14 protein-coding genes are annotated in these 17,214 nt (G+C 63.3%); 8 read left to right on the forward strand and 6 right to left on the reverse strand.

The window, feature by feature from the left end:
• The first annotated feature begins 207 nt into the window (after nucleotides 1-207).
• Both ACVDHE_RS07280 and ACVDHE_RS07285 read left to right on the forward strand, forming a co-directional pair.
• The gene (locus tag ACVDHE_RS07280; RefSeq protein WP_213037432.1) at nucleotides 208-1,956 is read left to right on the forward strand and encodes an ABC transporter permease; all 1,749 of its coding nucleotides are present in this window, start codon (nucleotides 208-210) and stop codon (nucleotides 1,954-1,956) included.
• The gene (locus tag ACVDHE_RS07285; RefSeq protein ID WP_213037433.1) at nucleotides 1,953-3,068 is read left to right on the forward strand and encodes an ABC transporter ATP-binding protein; all 1,116 of its coding nucleotides are present in this window, start codon (nucleotides 1,953-1,955) and stop codon (nucleotides 3,066-3,068) included. Before ACVDHE_RS07280 ends, ACVDHE_RS07285 begins: the two co-directional genes overlap by 4 nt.
• Nucleotides 3,069-3,284: 216 nt before the next feature.
• Here the strand turns inward: ACVDHE_RS07285 and ACVDHE_RS07290 are convergent, their stop codons facing one another.
• The 6 genes from ACVDHE_RS07290 to ACVDHE_RS07315 all read right to left on the reverse strand — a co-directional run bounded on the left by ACVDHE_RS07290 (nucleotide 3,285) and on the right by ACVDHE_RS07315 (nucleotide 9,612).
• A complete protein-coding gene (locus ACVDHE_RS07290; RefSeq protein ID WP_458886096.1) occupies nucleotides 3,285-4,781 on the reverse strand; it encodes a tripartite tricarboxylate transporter permease in 1,497 nt (498 codons plus the stop codon).
• Nucleotides 4,782-4,799: 18 nt separating this feature from the next.
• Nucleotides 4,800-5,264: a tripartite tricarboxylate transporter TctB family protein gene (locus tag ACVDHE_RS07295; RefSeq protein ID WP_213037435.1), complete on the reverse strand. Its 465-nt coding sequence runs from the start codon at nucleotides 5,262-5,264 to the stop codon at nucleotides 4,800-4,802.
• Between the two features lie 67 nt (nucleotides 5,265-5,331).
• Nucleotides 5,332-6,336, reverse strand: coding sequence for a Bug family tripartite tricarboxylate transporter substrate binding protein (locus ACVDHE_RS07300; RefSeq protein WP_458886097.1), 1,005 nt, complete (start codon nucleotides 6,334-6,336; stop codon nucleotides 5,332-5,334).
• A gap of 25 nt (nucleotides 6,337-6,361) precedes the next feature.
• The gene (locus ACVDHE_RS07305) at nucleotides 6,362-7,345 is read right to left on the reverse strand and encodes a ComEC/Rec2 family competence protein (protein WP_458886098.1); all 984 of its coding nucleotides are present in this window, start codon (nucleotides 7,343-7,345) and stop codon (nucleotides 6,362-6,364) included.
• Between the two features lie 62 nt (nucleotides 7,346-7,407).
• Complete coding sequence (locus ACVDHE_RS07310; RefSeq protein WP_213037437.1) at nucleotides 7,408-8,403, reverse strand: LacI family DNA-binding transcriptional regulator; 996 nt, start codon at nucleotides 8,401-8,403, stop codon at nucleotides 7,408-7,410.
• A gap of 291 nt (nucleotides 8,404-8,694) precedes the next feature.
• Nucleotides 8,695-9,612: a LysR family transcriptional regulator gene (locus ACVDHE_RS07315; RefSeq protein ID WP_458886099.1), complete on the reverse strand. Its 918-nt coding sequence runs from the start codon at nucleotides 9,610-9,612 to the stop codon at nucleotides 8,695-8,697.
• 265 nt (nucleotides 9,613-9,877) lie between these two features.
• Between ACVDHE_RS07315 and ACVDHE_RS07320 the strand changes: the two genes are divergently transcribed.
• From ACVDHE_RS07320 to ACVDHE_RS07345, 6 genes are read left to right on the forward strand one after another with little or no spacing between them, the layout of a single operon-like run.
• Nucleotides 9,878-11,194: a GntP family permease gene (locus ACVDHE_RS07320; protein WP_213037439.1), complete on the forward strand. Its 1,317-nt coding sequence runs from the start codon at nucleotides 9,878-9,880 to the stop codon at nucleotides 11,192-11,194.
• 26 nt (nucleotides 11,195-11,220) lie between these two features.
• Entirely contained in the window at nucleotides 11,221-12,210 is a 990-nt protein-coding gene (locus tag ACVDHE_RS07325) for a thiamine pyrophosphate-dependent dehydrogenase E1 component subunit alpha (protein ID WP_458886100.1), read from the forward strand.
• The gene (locus tag ACVDHE_RS07330; protein WP_213037440.1) at nucleotides 12,207-13,187 is read left to right on the forward strand and encodes an alpha-ketoacid dehydrogenase subunit beta; all 981 of its coding nucleotides are present in this window, start codon (nucleotides 12,207-12,209) and stop codon (nucleotides 13,185-13,187) included. The genes ACVDHE_RS07325 and ACVDHE_RS07330 overlap by 4 nt, the downstream gene beginning before the upstream one ends.
• Before the next feature lie 13 nt (nucleotides 13,188-13,200).
• Nucleotides 13,201-14,442 carry a dihydrolipoamide acetyltransferase family protein gene (locus ACVDHE_RS07335; RefSeq protein ID WP_458886101.1) on the forward strand — a complete coding sequence of 414 codons (1,242 nt, stop codon included), beginning with the start codon at nucleotides 13,201-13,203 and terminating at the stop codon, nucleotides 14,440-14,442.
• A 15-nt stretch (nucleotides 14,443-14,457) separates the two neighbouring features.
• A complete protein-coding gene (gene lpdA, locus ACVDHE_RS07340) occupies nucleotides 14,458-16,185 on the forward strand; it encodes a dihydrolipoyl dehydrogenase (RefSeq protein ID WP_458886102.1) in 1,728 nt (575 codons plus the stop codon).
• Between the two features lie 36 nt (nucleotides 16,186-16,221).
• Complete coding sequence (locus ACVDHE_RS07345) at nucleotides 16,222-17,109, forward strand: NAD(P)-dependent oxidoreductase (protein WP_458886103.1); 888 nt, start codon at nucleotides 16,222-16,224, stop codon at nucleotides 17,107-17,109.
• Nucleotides 17,110-17,214 lie beyond the last annotated feature (105 nt).

Below are 17,214 nucleotides of genomic sequence, written 5' to 3' on the forward strand. Positions count from 1 at the left end.
AACGGGCTGGGAAAGGTTTTTGCGCCTTTCCAAAAGGCGCAAAAACGGACGATTGAAAACGAAAGGAACCCTTCCTGGGTTCCTCTCGTAACTCTCTTCCTTCCCGCCGCACAAGATTTTTCGCTTTTTCGAAAGCTTCGGCCTTCCCCCCTTCACGGGGGGAAGGCCCCTTTCCAAGGGAATCCATCAAACGCAGGAGGAACATACATGGCAAATTCTCCCGGAACGGGCGGAAAGAGCGCCGCCCGTCTGAAAAAGCGCAATGAGACGAAAATGATTCTGCGCCAGCCGGTGCTGCTGATCGCCGTATTGGCCACCATTGCCCTTCTGGTGCTCTTCGTCATCTTCCCCCTGGCCAAGGTGCTGCTCTTCAGCGTCACGGATGAGTCCGGCGCGGTCTCCCTGGCCTCCCTGAAGCAGCTGTTCACCACCACCCGGTATCTCAAGACCTTCGGCCGCACCATGGCCCTGGGCGTGGTGGTGGCGGTGATCTCCACCTTTATCGGCTATATTTTCGCTTTCACCATCACCCGCACCAACGTGCCCTGCAAGGGCTTTCTCAAAACCATTGCCACACTGCCCATCCTGTCCCCGCCCTTCATCTTGTCCCTGTCCATCATTTTCCTCTTCGGCAAGCAGGGACTCATCACCAAGGAGCTGCTGGGCATCACGGGCAATAACGTCTACGGCATGGGCAGTCTGGTGGTGGTGCAGGTCATCAGCTTTTTCCCCATCGCCTACATGACCCTATCCGGCATTCTCTCCTCCATTGACGCCTCGGTAGAGGACGCCGCCTGCAACATGGGCGCGAGCCGGTGGCATACCTTCTGGACGGTGACCTTCCCCCTGTCCCTGCCGGGCATCATCTCCGGGTGCCTGCTGGTGTTCATCCAGTCCCTGGAGGACTTCTCCAACCCCGCCACCATCGGAGGCGACTTCACCACCCTCTCCGTGGAGGTCTACCAGATCATCAACGGCAGCTACGATATGCGCAAGGGCTCCGCTCTGGCCCTTTTGATGCTGGTGCCTGCTATGGTGGCCTTTTTGCTGAACAAGTACTGGGTCAACAAGAAGAGCTTCGTCACCGTCACCGGCAAGCCCACCCAGGCCCGCAAGCTGATGGACGAGGCCCACATCAAGTGGCCCCTGTTCATCTTCTGTATGCTGGTGGCTGCCGTCATCATTCTCTTTTACGGCACCGTGGTCTTCGGCTCCTTTGTCCAGACGTGGGGCTACAACTACTCCCTGACCCTGGACCAGTACAGCCGGGCCCTGCAGCAGGGCTGGGACAGCCTGAAAAACTCCATGATCCTGGGTCTTGTGGCCGCGCTGCTGGGCGGACTTCTGGGTATGGTCATCGCCTACATCACCGCCAAGCGCAATTACTACGGCAAGCGGTTCATTGAAGTGTCCTCCGTGCTGATGTTCGCGGTTCCCGGCACCGTGCTGGGCATCGCCTATATCCTGGCCTTCAACACCGGCTTCCTGGTGCTGACCGGCACCGCCGCCATTCTGGTGATCGTGTTCGTGTTCCGCAATATGCCGGTGGCCATCGAGTCCGGTACCACCACGCTGCTGCAGATCGACAACTCCATTGAGGAGGCCTCCACCATCCTGGGCGCCGGCAGCGGCTACTCCTTCCGCCGCATCACGCTGCCTATGCTGCGCAATGCCTTTTTCTCCGGCATCGTGTACTCCTTCGTGAAGGCCATCACCGCCGTCAGCGCGGTCATCTTCCTGGTCTCGCCCCGGTGGAACCTGGTCACCAGCAAGATCTATACCCTGTTCGACCAGGCCAAGTACAGCCAGGCGGCGGCCTTCGTCACCATGATGGTGGTCATTCTGCTGGTATTCATCGGCATCTTCAACGGCCTGATCAACCTGCTGCTGGCACCGCGGTCCCGGGTGCCCAAGGGCGTCGGCGCAAACCCTGAGAAAACGGAGGAAACGAAATGAGCAATCAGACCACGGAACGCCTGGGCAAGAAGAGCTCCAGCGTAATTTTGAAAGATGTGACCAAGATCTTCCAGCAGCCGGACACCGGCAAGGACTTTGTGGCGGTGGATCATATCAACCTCCACATCCAGGACGGGGAGATGGTGACGCTGCTGGGCCCCTCGGGCTGCGGCAAGACCACCACCCTGCGGATGATCTCCGGCTTTGAGTATCCCACCAGCGGCAGCGTTCTGATCGGCGACCGGGACGTGGCCAAGGTCCCCCCCAACAAGCGGGGCATCTCCATGGTGTTCCAGAGCTACGCCCTGTTTCCCCACCTGAACATCTGGGAGAATATTGCCTACGGACTGAAGGTGGCCAAGGTCTCCCAGAGCGAGCTGGTGGAGCGGACCAACGGCGTGGTGGAGATGATGCAGCTCAAGGGGCTGGAACGGCGGTTCCCCAACCAGCTATCCGGCGGCCAGCAGCAGCGGGTGGCCCTGGCCCGGGCTGTCGTGATCGAGCCCAGCGTGCTGCTGTTTGACGAGCCTTTGTCCAACCTGGACGCCAAGCTGCGGGAGAGCATGCGGGATGACCTGCGGGCGCTCCAGAAGCGGCTGGGCATCACCTCCCTGTACGTGACCCACGATCAGTCCGAGGCCATGGCCATCTCCGACCGGGTGGTCATCATGAAGGACGGCGTCATCTGCCAGCAGGGCTCCCCCACGGAGATCTATGAGCAGCCCAACAGCCGCTTTGTGGCAAACTTCATCGGAAAGGCCAACTTCATCGACGGCACCTTCCGCGGGCTGGACGGCCAGACCGCCCTGGTGGAGGTGGGGGGCAAGACCATCTCCATCCCCGTCCCCGGCAAGATGCAGGATGTCCAGAAGGACGGTCCCTGCTGCCTGGCGGTTCGGCCGGAGTCCATCCAGCTCTCCGCCGACCAGGGCCAGCTGCCGGGCCGGGTATCCCGGGCCACCTACTACGGTGCCAAGGTGGAGTACGAGGTCATGTTGGGTGACCAGCCCACCATTGTGGAGGTCTACAACCCCCAGCTGACAGAGCGCTTCACCGAGGGAGACGAGGTCTATATGACTCTGATCGACCGCTGCGTGCGGGTCCTTCGCTGAGAGAAAACAAGAGCCGGCGCCGCTGATGCGGCGCCGGCTCTTGCTGCGGATGCGGAATTCTGCTGGATGGAAGCGGAAAAGGGGATCCGCCCTTCCGGAGCGGTCCGGAAGGGCCCGGGGAGCAAAGCCCCCTTGCGCAGCGCGGGACTTCGAAACCATGATGAACCCCCGGGATCCAGAGGATCCCAGGGGTCCAGGTGTGGAGATGCGGGGCGCTTACGCCTGCTTGGCTTTGCTCCTTGCCTTGTAGTTCCGCCAGGCAAACAGCAGCACGGAACCCACGGCGATCAGGATGAAGGCGCAGCTGATGGGGCGGGTGAAGAAGATCTCGGCGCTGCCGCCGGAGACCACCATGGCCCGCCGGAAGTTCTTCTCGGCCAGGGGGCCCAGCACCATGCCCAGCAGGATGGGCACCAGCTGGAAGTCCATGCGGCGCAGGAAATAGGACACGATGCCGAAGATCAGGATGATGTAGATGTCATACACCCGGTTGTTGGTGGAGTAGGAGCCCGCAATGCAGAAGGTCAGCACGATGGGCGCCAGGATCTCATAGGGGATCCGGGTGATGTGGGCGTAAAAGCGGGTGAAGCCGCTGCCCAGGATGTACATAAACACGTTCACCACGATCAGGCCCAGCATGATGGCGTACAGTACGCTCCCCTGTTCAGAGAACAGCGTGGGGCCGGGCACCATGCCATGGAGCATGAAGGCGCCCATGAGGATGGCGGTGGACCCGTCACCGGGGACGCCCAGGGTCAGCATGGGGATCATGGTGGCGCCGCAGGCGCCGTTGTTGGCGGACTCGGAGGCCGCCACGCCCTCGATCTCGCCGTGGCCGAAGGTCTCCGGGTGCTTGGACAGCTGCTTGGTCTGGTTGTAGGCGATGAACGCCGCCAGGCCGCCGCCGGTGCCGGGCGTGGCGCCGATGATCACGCCGATCAGAGAGCCGATGGCAATGGGCTTGCGGCAGCGGCGGTACTCGTCCTTGGTGATCTTGTCCTTGGTGATGGCGGAGGCACTGATGGTCTTGTGGTCTGTCTTGGGGTTGTACTGGGACTTCATCAGGATCTCCGAGATGGCGAACAGGCCGATCAGGGCGATGATCAGGTCGATGCCGGCCATGAGCTTGCGCTGGCCGAAGATGAACCGGGCCGTGCCGCTGATGGCGTCCGTGCCCACCGTGGCCATGAACAGGCCGATGCACGCGCCGATCAGGCCCTTGAAGATGCTGTTGTTGGACACGCCGGCGATGACCGACAGGCCGAACACCGCCAGGGCGAAATACTCCGCGGGGCCGAACAGCAGGGTGATCTTGGCAATGGGGGGCGCCAGGAACAGCAGCGCCAGGGCGCTGATAAGACCGCCCACGGTGGAGGCATACAGCGCCATCTGCAGCGCCTTGAAAGCCTTGCCCTTGACGGTCATGGGATAGCCGTCAAAGAGCGTCGCCGCGTTGGCGGAGGTGCCGGGGGTGTTGATGAGAATGGCGGTGATGGACCCGCCGTAGGTGCCGCCGCAGTAGATGGCCAGCAGCATCAAAATCGCCATGGTGGGATCCATGCTGTACGTCAGCGGGATGCACAAAATCAGTCCCAGGTCTGAGGTCAGACCGGGGATGGCGCCCACCACGATGCCGATGGCCAGACCCAGGGGGATGACCAGGAAGTTCTGCCACTGGGCCAGGATCTCAAGCCCGCCTAAAAATTGTTCCACAAGCATTCTCCTTTCTCATCACGGCAGCGAGACATGGAGGAACACGGCGAACACATAGTACACCACGCCGACCATGGCAAGGGGGATCGCGTAATAATACCATTTGCGCGCGCCGAAGTAGATCATGATCGCGACCACCAGGATGACGGTCGAGAGGATGAAGCCCAACGGCTCCACGGCAAAGCAGTACGCCACCAGGAACAGCGCGTACAGGACGGAGCGCATCTCCTTGCGGAACCCCTCGGAGCGGAAGCTCTCCCGGGTGATGACCAGCTCTTTTTTCTCCCGGGCAAAGATCCCCTCCAGCAGCAGGCAGACGGCGAAGAGAAAAATCCCGCCGATGGCGATGCGGGGCAGGGTCTGGGCATTGATGGCGGTTTTTTCCATGGTCCGGATCTGGGAGGGGATCAGGAACCACATCACCGCGCCCAGAATGGTGAACACGGTGCCGGAGATCATCTCCGTATTGTATTTGATCTTCATGTCGATGTACCTCCATGTTGAGGAAGGAGGCGCCCCATGCCCGATGCGACCATGGGGCGCCGAAGGATTACTGGACCAGGGGGATGTACTTGGTCATGGCCTCGGACTGAGCGGCCACCATGCTGAGGATCTCTTCAGAGCCGGCGTTCCACACGGCGTTGCCCATGCCCTCCATGAACTCCTGGAACTCGGGATCGGCGTAGACCTTCTGGATGAACTCCCGCAGGATCTCCTGCTTGCTCTCGTCCACGGTGGAGCGGACGGCGAAGTAGTCCATGCCGGTGAACTCCACGTCGATGCCCTGGTCCTTGAAGGAGTCAATGTGGCCGATGCCCTCCACGTCCAGGCCCTCGGGGATGAAGGTGCCCAGGCAGTTGAGGTCGCCGCTGATGACGTAGTCGCGGTAGGTCGGAGGAGAGCCGATGGCCACGTCCACGTGGCCGCCCATCAGGGCGTTGATGGCCTCCTGGCCGCCGTCATAGACCACGGGCTCGGAGGGGATGTCCAGAATGGCGAACAGGGCGGAGATCATGGTGTAGCTGTCGTTGCCGGGACCGCCGGTGGTGGCGTAGGTGACGGTGTGGCCGGCGTTGGCGTAGTCCACCAGCTCCTGGATGTTGGTGATGCCGCTGGAGCCGTTGGCCAGGACCACGAACTCGGTGATGCGGATACCGGCCAGAGGCGTGATGTCGTCAATGGTGTAGTCCACGTCGATGAAGCTGGGGGTCAGGGAGAACAGGGGACCGTTGCAGTAGAACAGGGTGTAGCCGTCATCCGCCGCGTCCAGGAAGTCGTTCATGCCGATGGTGCCGGAACCGCCGGTGTGGTTCTCCACGATCATGGGCACGCCCAGGTACTCCTGGCTGTAAGAGGCGATCTGCCGGGTGATGACGTCGGGACCGCCGCCCAGGCTCCAGGGCTGGATGATCGTGATTTCTTTCTCGGGCCAGGAGGCGTCAGCGGTCTGCTGGGCGTCCTGGGAGCCGCCGTCGGAGGCGGTGTCCTTGCCGCCGCAGGCCGCAAGGCTGAGGACCATGAGAAGGGCGAGAGCCAGAGACATCAGTTTCTTCATCGTGAATTCTCCTTTTTCTGAATTTTTATACTTTCACGAATTCCGGAATGATCCCACCGGAATCCATTGCCAGGGTGATGGCCTGGAATCCCTCGGGGCGGGAGAAATAGGGGGGGTATTCCCGCTCGTCGGAAAACAGGAACTGCGGGGCCCGCTCCGGCGGAAACAGGGCGGCCAGCCGCTGGTAGACCGCCGGGTTGGCGCTGTTGTAGCGCCGGTCGGAGGCGGAGGTGGTAATAACGAACGCCAAGGGCATATTCGCCATGAATTGTTCGGAAATCGAATCGATCTGCCCGTGATGCGGCAATTTGAGAACGTTTACATTTTCGAGTAAAAATTTAGGGATCTGGGACCACTCCTTGGGACAGCTGTCCGCGGCGCTGAGCAGGACGTGTGTCCCCAATTCAAAGCGCAGCAGCAGGCTGGTCCGGTTGGACAGGGCATCCAGCCGTGTCAGACAGGCCGTGACGGCCGATGCATCCTCCCTTTGGCGATAGGCCTGCTCCACCAGGTCCATATAGTCGGACAGGACTTCCTCCTGCGGCGCCAACACCCGCATCCGGGCGGCGCCGTCCAGGTCCAGGGTGTCCCCGGCCCGCACCACTGTGATGGGGATGTGCGCTTCCCGGGCACGCAGCAGGATCCGCCGGTATGCATTCAGCGCGTTGGTGTAGAGCGGGACGCTCCGGGCGGCGCCGGCGGCAGGGGCCAGCTCGCAGCCGGCCAGGAAGGGCTCCACCGGGTAGGGCACGTAAATGCGGCCCACCTCTGTCTGCTCCAGAACGGCCTCCAGGCCGCAGACGTGGTCTTCGTGGATATGGGAGATCACCACGGCGTCCAGCTGCCGAATCCCCCGGGCCTTCAAATACGACGCCGCCCGGATCCGGTAGGGGTCCCCCTCAAATTCCGAGGGGAGGGCGCTTCCGCCGTCCAGCAGCAGCCGGAAGCGGTCGGAGGGTTCCACCAGGATCGTGTCGCCGTATCCCACGTTGATCACTGTAACGTGCATCCATTCACCTCTTTTCTGTCAAATAGCTTCTATCGGAATCCGGGGTCTCGGCGGCTTCGCCGTCAGGTGGTCCCCCGGATCACCAGCTCAGTTGGAATCTCGATCTGCGTCTCGCGGATCTCCTCTCCGCCGATCAGGTCGAAGAGCTTCTGCGCCGCCAGGCGGCCCATCTGATCCACGTCGATCCGCACGGTAGTCAGCTCCGGTGCCACCACACGGCTGATAAAGCTGTCGTCAAAGCCGACGATGGCCAGGTCCTCGGGGATTCTCAGCCCCGCCCGGAAGGCCGCCTTCATGGCGCCGGCTGCGATGGTGTCGTTGGTACAGAAGAAGGCCGTGGGGCGGTCCGGCTGGCGCAGCAGCCGGGCTGCGGTCTCTTCGCTGTCCTCCAGGGTGGGATCCAGTTCCACCACGAACCGGGGATCTGCAGTGAGACCGTGATCAGACAGGGTCCGAAAGAACCCCTCCGCCCGGGCATCCCGGACCTGGGGAGAGAACCGGCCCGCCAGCAGGCCGATTTTGCGGTGACCCCGCTCACACAGGTGGGCGGTGGCCAGGACGGCGCCGTGGTAGTGGTCCGCCGAGACACACAGCAGACCCTCCAGGTCCAGCCGGTTGTTTACCAGCACCACGGGGATGTTCTGCCTGCGGTAGGCCTCGATGGCCTGGAGGTCGGCCTCGCCGGCAAAGATCACGCCGTCCATGTGCTTTTTGATGCACACGTCGCCATTGGGCAGCCGGATGTCCTGACTGGTGGTGACGAAGAGGCTGTAATTACGGCGGGTCCCCTCCTGCATGGCTGCCTCCAGCAGCGGGGAGTAGAAGGGGTTCAAAATGGCGGGATACTGCTTTTCGTGGATGATAAAGGCGATGTTCTCCGTCTGCTGACGGACCATCGCTCTGGCGATGGCATTTGGGGCGTAGTTCAGCTTTTTCGCCGCGGCGTATACCTTCTCCCGGGTCTTTTCGCTGACCGTCTCCGGCGAGGCGTAGGCCCGGGACACGGTGGCCTTGGAGTAGCCGCACAGCTTTGCCACATCAATGATCGTTGCTGCCATAGGGTTCTCCTAACGCTTTGAGAACGTTCTCATCTGTTGAGACCGTCATAAATGGATATTGGAGGAAAAGTCAATATTGACTTAAAAAAACGAATGATTTTGTATGATTGGACAAACGGGGCGGGAAATTTTCTACAATTTGGGCGATAAAGAAGCAAAAAACAGCCGTTTTTCTGCGCGGCGCCATAAGCGGGGTAAAGAAAAGGGGCGCCTGCTCTCACGCGCAGAGCAGACGCCCGGACCTGGTTTTGAAGCGGGCAGACCCGCGGCATGGCGCTCCGGCGGAGCAGTTCAGCATCCCTCACCAGAGGCTGCGGGGGATGCCGGGCAGGTCTGCCGGAGAAAGCGGATCAGCTCCCAGCCCAGCTTGGGCAGATACCGTCCCTTTTTCATAAAAATTCCTACGTCAAAGACCAGCGGCTCCTGAAAGGGGCGCAGGACCAGCCCCTCGCAGCCGGGCACCCGCTGGCCCTCCACGGCGCTGATAATGCCCACGTGGCGGCAGGACCACACCAGGTTTACCATGCAGAGGATCTGGTTGTAATTGAGCACGATGTTGGGGGTGATCTGATATCGTTCAAATTCCTGGGTCATGACCCGGCACACCTTGGACTGCACGTCCATCATGATCAGCCTCTCCTGGGCCAGGAGCCGCAGGGGGATCCGCTCCAGCTCCGCCAGAGGGGAGTCGGGATGCAGCACCGCGTGGATCTCCGCCTTGACAATGGGGATCCGCTCAAAGTCCTCCGCGCCGGGTCCCTCGGGAAAACCATTGTAGGCCAGATCCAGCTGCTCGCTTCGCACCATCTCCACATGCTTGTTCATGGAGCCTTCGTCCAGATAGATCTGGGCCCGGGGATGCTGCTCGGTGAAGGTGGAGAAGATCCGGGGGACCAGGTCGGTGAAGGCGTGGGACATCCCCAGCCGCAGCCGCTGCTCTGCGGAGTTGGCAAGATCCTGCATGGCGTTCTCTGTCTCCGTGCACAGCCGCAGGATCCGCTGGGTCCAGACCATGAACTGCTCGCCCTCATAGGTAAAGGCCACCTTTTTGGAGTTGCGTACGATCAGCTTGGCGCCCAGCTCCGTCTCCAAAGCGCTGATGGCGCTGGAGATGGCCGGCTGGGAGACATAGAGGGCCTCGCTGGCCTTGGTGAAATTCTTATACCGATATACCGCGTTGAGATACTGGAGGTGCCGCAGATTGAACATTGCCGTACCCGCCTTTCCGGAATTTTCTTGACTAAAGAATAAGATAGAGTTATAAAAAAGTCAAGACGGCCTTATGCTAGTGGATACTATAGATAAATTTTTCACAAGCCAACCATAAATTCTTGTTATTTATGGATAATTTATCGGTATTTTACTATAAGCTCGCCACGCTCTACAATACGACATAGGGAAATTGAATTCAAAAAGGAGGCATATCCCGAACCGGCGTGAGCCGGGACCAACAAAGATCGAAAGGAAGAGAGATATGATCGTACTGAGCGTGGTAGGAATTCTCCTGGCATTTGGCGTCCTGGTCTTTGCGGCGTACAAAAAAATCAGCATGTTCCTGGCGGCGGTCATTGCGGCGTCCCTGGTGGCGCTGTTCAGCGGCCTGCCGGTGGCGGCGTCCATGGTGGGTGCGGAGGGCCCCTTCCTGATCGGCATGAAGGACTTCGTGGGCAGCTGGCTGGTCATCTTCGCCATGGGTGCCCTGCTGGGCGCGCTGTATGACAAGAGCGGCGCCACCTGGCGCATCAGCAGCACCCTCATCAACAAGGCGGGCACCCAGTGGACCCTGCTGATCTACGTGCTGGTGGGCGGCCTCCTGGTCTACGGCGGCATCCAGGTCACTGTTATGATCTTCGTGCTGCTGCCCTTCGCCAAGATCCTCTTCCCCAAGGCGGGCATCCCCTGGTACTTGTTCCCCGGCATCACCGGCCTGGCCATCGCCACCTTTGCCATGGGCCAGATGCCCGGCAGTCTGCAGATGCAGAACATCATTCCCTCTCAGATCCTGGGCACGTCCCTGACCGCCGCCCCGGTGGAGGGCGTGCTGGCCACGCTGTTCATGGTGGTGTTCGGCGTGGGCTATCTCTCCTGGGAGGCCAAGAAGGGCCGGGATACCCCCGAGGCGGCCATTGAGCTCTATCAGGTCCAGGGCGGCACCCTGGACGAGGCGGAGCTGGAGGGGCGGGCCCCGGGCTTCTGGGTGTCCCTGATCCCCATGGTGGTGGCCTTCGTCCTCATCAACGGTGTGAAGGTGGAGCTGCTCTACGGTCTGGGCGCCGGCTGCGTGCTGTCGGTGCTGATGTTCTGGAAGTCCCTGGGCGGCCTCACCGGTATCCGGGACGTGGTGTCCGAGGGCTTCAACAACGGCATCTTCCCCTGCATCATCATCGCCTCCGTGGTAGGCGTGGGCAAGGTCATCTCCGCCACGGATGTGTTCGCCCTGATCCAGGGCAACATCATCAACCTGCCTCTGCCGGGCCTCCTGAAGGTGGCGGCCATCACCACCATCATCGCCGGCATCACCGGCTCCGCCTCCGGCGGTCTGACCATCGCCCTGGAGCTGTTCGGCGAGACCTTCATGTCCTGGGGCTACACCCCGGAGATCATCCACCGGGTGGCCTCCATCGCCTGCGGCGGCCTGGATACCCTGCCCTGGAACGGCACCGTGGTCATGCTGTTTGCCCTGTCCGGCGTGTCCTACAAGAAGGGCTACAAGCACGTGGCGGTGGAGACGGTGATCCTGCCGCTGCTGTCCCTGATCCCTGTGTTCCTTTACTATTCCATCACCCACTGAAGTAACGAGAAAGGTCGTGTGAAATCGTGGCAACCTATGAAAAAGACTTCCTGATGCAGCTCTACCGCACCATGGTCCGCATCCGCGCCTTTGAGGAGAAGGCCGCCGAGTGCTTCACCAAGGGAATGCTGGCGGGCAACATCCACCTGAGCATCGGGCAGGAGGCGGCGGAGGCCGGCGCCTTTGCGGCCATCGGTCCCCAGGACTACTTCACCTCCACCCACCGGGGCCACGGCCACGCCATCGCCCGGGGCGCGGACCCCAATCTGGCCATGGCGGAGCTGTTCGGCAAGGCCACCGGCTACTGCAAGGGCAAGGGCGGCTCCATGCACATCGCGGACATGGAGAAGATGAACCACCTGGGCGCCAACGGCATCGTGGGCGCGGGCCAGCCCATCTCCGCCGGCAGCGCCCTGGCCTCCAAGATCATGGGCGACGGCGCGGTCACCGTGGGGTGCTTCGGCGACGGCTCCACCAACGAGGGCTCCTTCCACGAGGCGCTGAACATGGCGGCCGCCTGGAAGCTGCCCCTGGTGTGGTTCATTGAGAACAACTGCTACGGCGTGTCCACGGAGATCCACCGGGTCACCAACACGCCGGACCTGGCCTCCCGTGCCGCGGCCTACGGCGTGCCCTACGCCGTAGTGGACGGCACCGACGCCACCGCGGTCTACGAGGCCATGGTCACCGCCATGGACCACGCCCGCTCCGGCCAGGGCCCCTACGTGGTGGAGGCCAAGGTGTACCGCTATCAGGGCCACTACTGCGGCGACCCGGCGGTATACCGGCCCAAGGAGTACATGGAGGAGGCCCTGGAAAAGGACGGCATCGAGAAGCTGGGCCGGCGCCTGCTGGACGCCGGTGCGACGGCGGAGGAGCTGGAGGCCGTCAAGCAGGCGGCAGAGGAGGAGATGGCCGCGGCGGTGAAGTTCGCCGACGAGTCCCCCTATCCCGATCCTGCCACGGTGCTGGATGACATGTATGTGAGCGACAACGAAAGGTGTGTGGCGAGATGAGCAAGAAGATCACTGTCAGCAAGGCCATCGGCGAGGCTTTGCACGAGGAGATGCTCCGGGACGAGAAGGTCTTTATCATGGGCGAGGACATGGCGGTCATGGGCAACGTGTTCGCCATCACCAAGGGCTTCCTGGAGGAATTCGGCCCCAACCGGGTCATTGACACCCCCATTTCCGAGGAGGGCTTCGTGGGCATGGCCGTGGGCGCCGCCGTCCGGGGGATGCGGCCCGTGGTGGAGCTGATGTACGACGACTTCGCCACCGAGTGCGCCGATCCCCTGTTCAACCAGGCCGCCAAGATCCGCTACATGACCGGCGGCCAGTGCAACGTGCCCATGGTCCTGCGGGCCCCCATGGGCGCCGGCCGCCGCAACGCCGGCCAGCACTCCCAGTCCCTGGAAAACTTCTTCTGCCACTTCCCGGGCTTGAAGGTGGTGGCCCCCTGCACCGCCAAGGACGCCAAGGGCATGCTGAAGGCCGCCATCCGGGACGACGACCCCGTCATTTTCCTGGAGCACAAGCTGCTCTACGCCCGCAAGGAGGAGATCCCCGAGGGCGAGTACGTGATCCCCCTGGGCCAGGCGGAGGTGAAGCGGGAGGGCACCGACCTGACCGTCATCACCTGGAGCCGGGAGGTGAACTTCTCTCTGGAGGCCGCGGAGACCCTGGCCGCCCAGGGCATCAGCGTGGAGGTCCTGGACCTGCGGAGCCTGGTGCCTCTGGACTGGGACGCCATCGTCCGCTCCGTGTCCAAGACCCACAACGTGGTCATCGTCTCCGAGGAGGTCAAGCGCGGCAGCTACGCCGGCGAACTCTCCGCCCAGATCGCCGAGGAGCTCTTCGACGAGCTGGACGCCCCGGTGGAGCGGGTATGCGGCCTGAACATCTGCTCGCCCTTCAGCCCGGTGCTGGAGGATCAGAACTTCCCCCACCCGGAGGACATCGTCCGGGCGGTCAAGCGGGTTCTGAACAAGTAAGGAGGGGACGAGCATGGCATATGAAGTGTTGATGCCCCAGCTGGGGCTGACCATGGAGGAGGGCACCGTCTCCAAGTGGCTCAAACAGGAGGGCGAGGCCGTGAAGGCCGGGGAGGCCATCCTGGAGATCACCACCGACAAGCTGACCAATGAGGTCCTCAGCGAGCACGACGGCGTCCTTTTGAAGATCGTGGCCCAGGAGGGGGAGGACATCCCCGTCAAGGGTCTGCTGGCTTACATCGGCCAGAGCGGCGAGGCCGTGGGCGGCTCCGCCCCTGATGCCGCACCCGCCGCACCCGCGGCTGCCCCTGCGGCTGCCGCGCCTGCCGCGCCCGCGCCTGCGGCCGCGCCCAACGGCGCCCGGATCCGCATCTCCCCCCTGGCCCGCAAGACTGCGGCCAAGCTGGGCGTGGACTACACGGCCCTCCGGGGCACCGGCCCCTCCGGCCGGATCGTCCAGCGGGATATCCTGGCCGCGGCCCAGGCCCAAAAGGAGACCGCTGCGGCCCCTGCGCCCGCCCCTGTGCCCGCGCCTGCGCCCGCCCCGGCGTCTGCCGGGCTGGAGCTGATGGAGGGCGACACCGTGACGAAGCTCACCGGCATGCGCAAGGTGGTGGCGGAGCGGATGTCCCGGTCCCACAGCGAGATCCCCTCCGTGACCCAGACCACCAAGGTGGACGTGACGGAGCTGATGCGGTTCCGCAAGCTCCTCCAGCAGGAGAGCGGCACCAAGTACTCCGTCAACGATCTGATCCTCAAGGCCGTTGCCAAGGTCCTGCGCCAGCACCCGGAGATCCTGGTCAGTTACGACGGCGGCCAGATGATCCAGCGGGCCCATGTGAATTTGGGCATGGCCGTGGCCCTGGACGCGGGACTCATCGTCCCCGTGATCCGGGACGCCGACCGGCTGAGCCTGGACGCCCTGTCCGCCGCCGCCCGGGACCTGGCGGAGCGGGCCAAGAACAACCATCTCACGGCGGACGAGTACAAGGGCTCCACCTTCACCGTCTCCAACCTGGGCATGTTCGGCGTGGAGAGCTTCACGCCCATCATCAACCAGCCGGACGCCGGGATCCTGGGTGTGTGCGCCGTGGAGGACGAGCTGGTCATGGACGACGAGGGGACCATCTCCAAGCACCAGGTCATGCGGGTGTCCTTCACCTTTGACCACCGGCTGATCGACGGCGCCGTGGCGGCCAAGTTCGCCCTGGACCTGCGGGACCTGCTGCAGGCGCCCATGCGGATCCTGCTGTGACGGAGGGCGCGTGCAATGGCTTATGAACTGAAAATGCCCCAGCTGGGGCTGACCATGGAGGAGGGCACCGTCTCCAAGTGGCTCAAGCGGGAGGGCGACGCCGTGGCGGCCGGGGAGGCCGTCCTGGAGATCACCACCGACAAGCTGACCAACGAGGTCGCCAGCGAGCAGAGCGGCGTCCTTTTGAAGATCGTGGCCCGGGAGGGCGACGACGTGCCCGTAAAGGGCACCCTGGGCTGGATCGGCCAGAGCGGCGAGGCCGTGCCCGGCGCCGCGCCTGCCGCTTCTGCGGCGGCCCCTGCGCCCGCTGCGGTCTCTGCCGCGGCAGGACCCAAGACCGTCATCGTGGTGGGCGGCGGCCCCGGCGGCTACGTGGCCGCCATCCGCGCCGCCCAGCTGGGCGCCTCCGTCACCGTGGTGGAGAAGGAGCACCTGGGCGGCACCTGTTTGAACATCGGCTGCATCCCCACCAAGTGCCTGCTCCACAGCGCCGAGCTGATGGAGGACATCTGGACCCAGGGCAGGGAGATCGGCATTGAGGTGGAGGGCGTGAAGGTGAACTTCCCCCAGGTCATCGCCCACAAGAACGCCGTCTCCAAGCAGCTGACCGGCGGCATCGCCGCCCTGCTGAAGGCCAACAAGGTGGCGAAGATCGACGGTGAGGCCACCTTCACCGCCCCCAAGACTCTGGAGGTCACCAAGGCCGACGGCAGCAAGGAGACCATGACCGCCGACGCCATCATCGTGGCTACCGGCTCCATCAACGCCGTGCCTCCCATCCCCGGCATCAAGGACAACCCCAACTGCATCGACTCCACCGGCGCTCTGAGCCTGGAGGCCCTGCCCAAGTCCATGGTGGTCATCGGCGGCGGCGTCATCGGCCTGGAGCTGGCCTGTGCCTACGCCGCCTTCGGCACCAAGATCACGGTGGTGGAGGCCATGGACCACATGCTGCCCATGCTGGACGGCGATCTGACCAAGATCGGCGTGGCCCACATGAAGAAGATGGGCATGGAGTTCAACCTGGAGTGCCCCGTGCAGGCGGTCGAGGAGTCCCCCGTGGGCGCCAAGGTGGTCTGCAAGAACAAGGCCGGCGAGACCGTCAGCTTTGAGGCGGAGAAGGTCCTGGTGGCCATCGGCCGCAAGGCCAACACCGCCAGCCTGAACCTGGAGGCCGGCGGGCTGAACAACGACCGGGGCCGCATCCTGGTCAACGACAGGATGGAGACCAACGTCCCCGGCGTGTACGCCATCGGCGACTGCGTGTTCGGCCGCGCCCAGCTGGCCCATACCGCCAGCGCCATGGGCGAGGTGGCCGCTGAGAACATCATGGGCATGGACGCCAAGTACGACGAGTCCACCAACCCCACCTGCGTGTACATTGAGCCGGAGGCCGCCTCCGTGGGCCTCACCGAGGAGCAGGCCAAGGCCAAGGGCATCGACTACAAGGTGGGCAAGTTCCCCATGAGCGCCAACGGCAAGGCCCTGATCCTCAACGGCGGCGAGGGCCTGGTGAAGATCATCGCCGGGGCGGAGTACGGCGAGGTTTTGGGCATGCACATCATCGGGCCCCGGGCCACGGATCTCATCGCCGAGGGCGCCCTGGCCATCGGCGGAGAGATGACCCTGGACGAGATCATCGCCACCATCCACTCCCATCCCACCGTCACCGAGACCATGCGGGAGTGCGCCCTGGACGCCCTGGGCCGGGCGGTCCACATCCCGCCCCGGAAGAAGAAATAAGAGCCCCATTATCTTGACAACAGGAGGAACGCGAGCATGAAAACCATCGGATATCTGGGCCTGGGCGTCATGGGCTACGGCATGACGTCCAACCTGATCGATAAGAGCGGCGGCGATGTCTATGGCTACGACCCGGTGCCCGCCCTGCGGGAGCGGTTCGCCGCCCGGGGCGGCAAGGCCCTGGACCAGGCCCGGACCCTCTATGAGACCTGCGACATCATCTTCATGTGCCTGCCCACCAACGCCATCGTCAAGGCCACCATCACGGAGATCATGGAGATCGCCCGACCCGGGACCATTCTGGTGGACATGGGCTCCACCTCTCCCTACGTGATCCAGGACCTGCACAAGACCGCTCTGGAAAAGGGGTTCCATCTGCTGGACTCTCCCGTCAGCGGCGGCGAGATCGGCGCCAACGGCGGCTCCCTGGTCATCATGTGCGGCGGCGAGCGGGAGGTCTTTGAGGCCGTGAAGCCCTATTTGCAGATGATGGGCAAGACCGTGACCTACATGGGGCCCTCCGGCTGCGGCAGCACCGCCAAGGTGGCCAACAACATGATGGTGGGCATCCACCTGCTGGCCATGGGCGAGGCCTTCGCCTTTGCCAAGAAGGCGGGCCTGGATCCCCAGACCCTCTTCGACGCCATCAAGGGCGGCTTTGCCCAGAGCGCCGTTATGGACGTGAAGGTGCCCAAGACCCTCAGCCGGGACTTCTCCGCCAGCGCCCGCATCGCCGTCCACCTCAAGGACGTGAACAACGCCATGGAGCTGGCCGGCCATCTGGGCGTGGATCTGCCCATGACCAAAATCGTCAAGGAGCAGATGGACTGGATGGATGCCCACGGCATGATCGACGAGGATCAGTGCGCCCTGGTGAAGTACTACGAGGACGCCATGGGTGTGGAGATCCGGTCCGACCGGTAACCCAATCAGCAACCGCCCCGCCTGTCAGGCCCCGCGCCCGGCAGGCGGGGCGATTTTTTGCCCCGGCGGGGCCGGACCGTTTGACGGATGGCGCCGCCGCTGGTA

This window comes from Dysosmobacter sp. Phy, assembly GCF_054476235.1.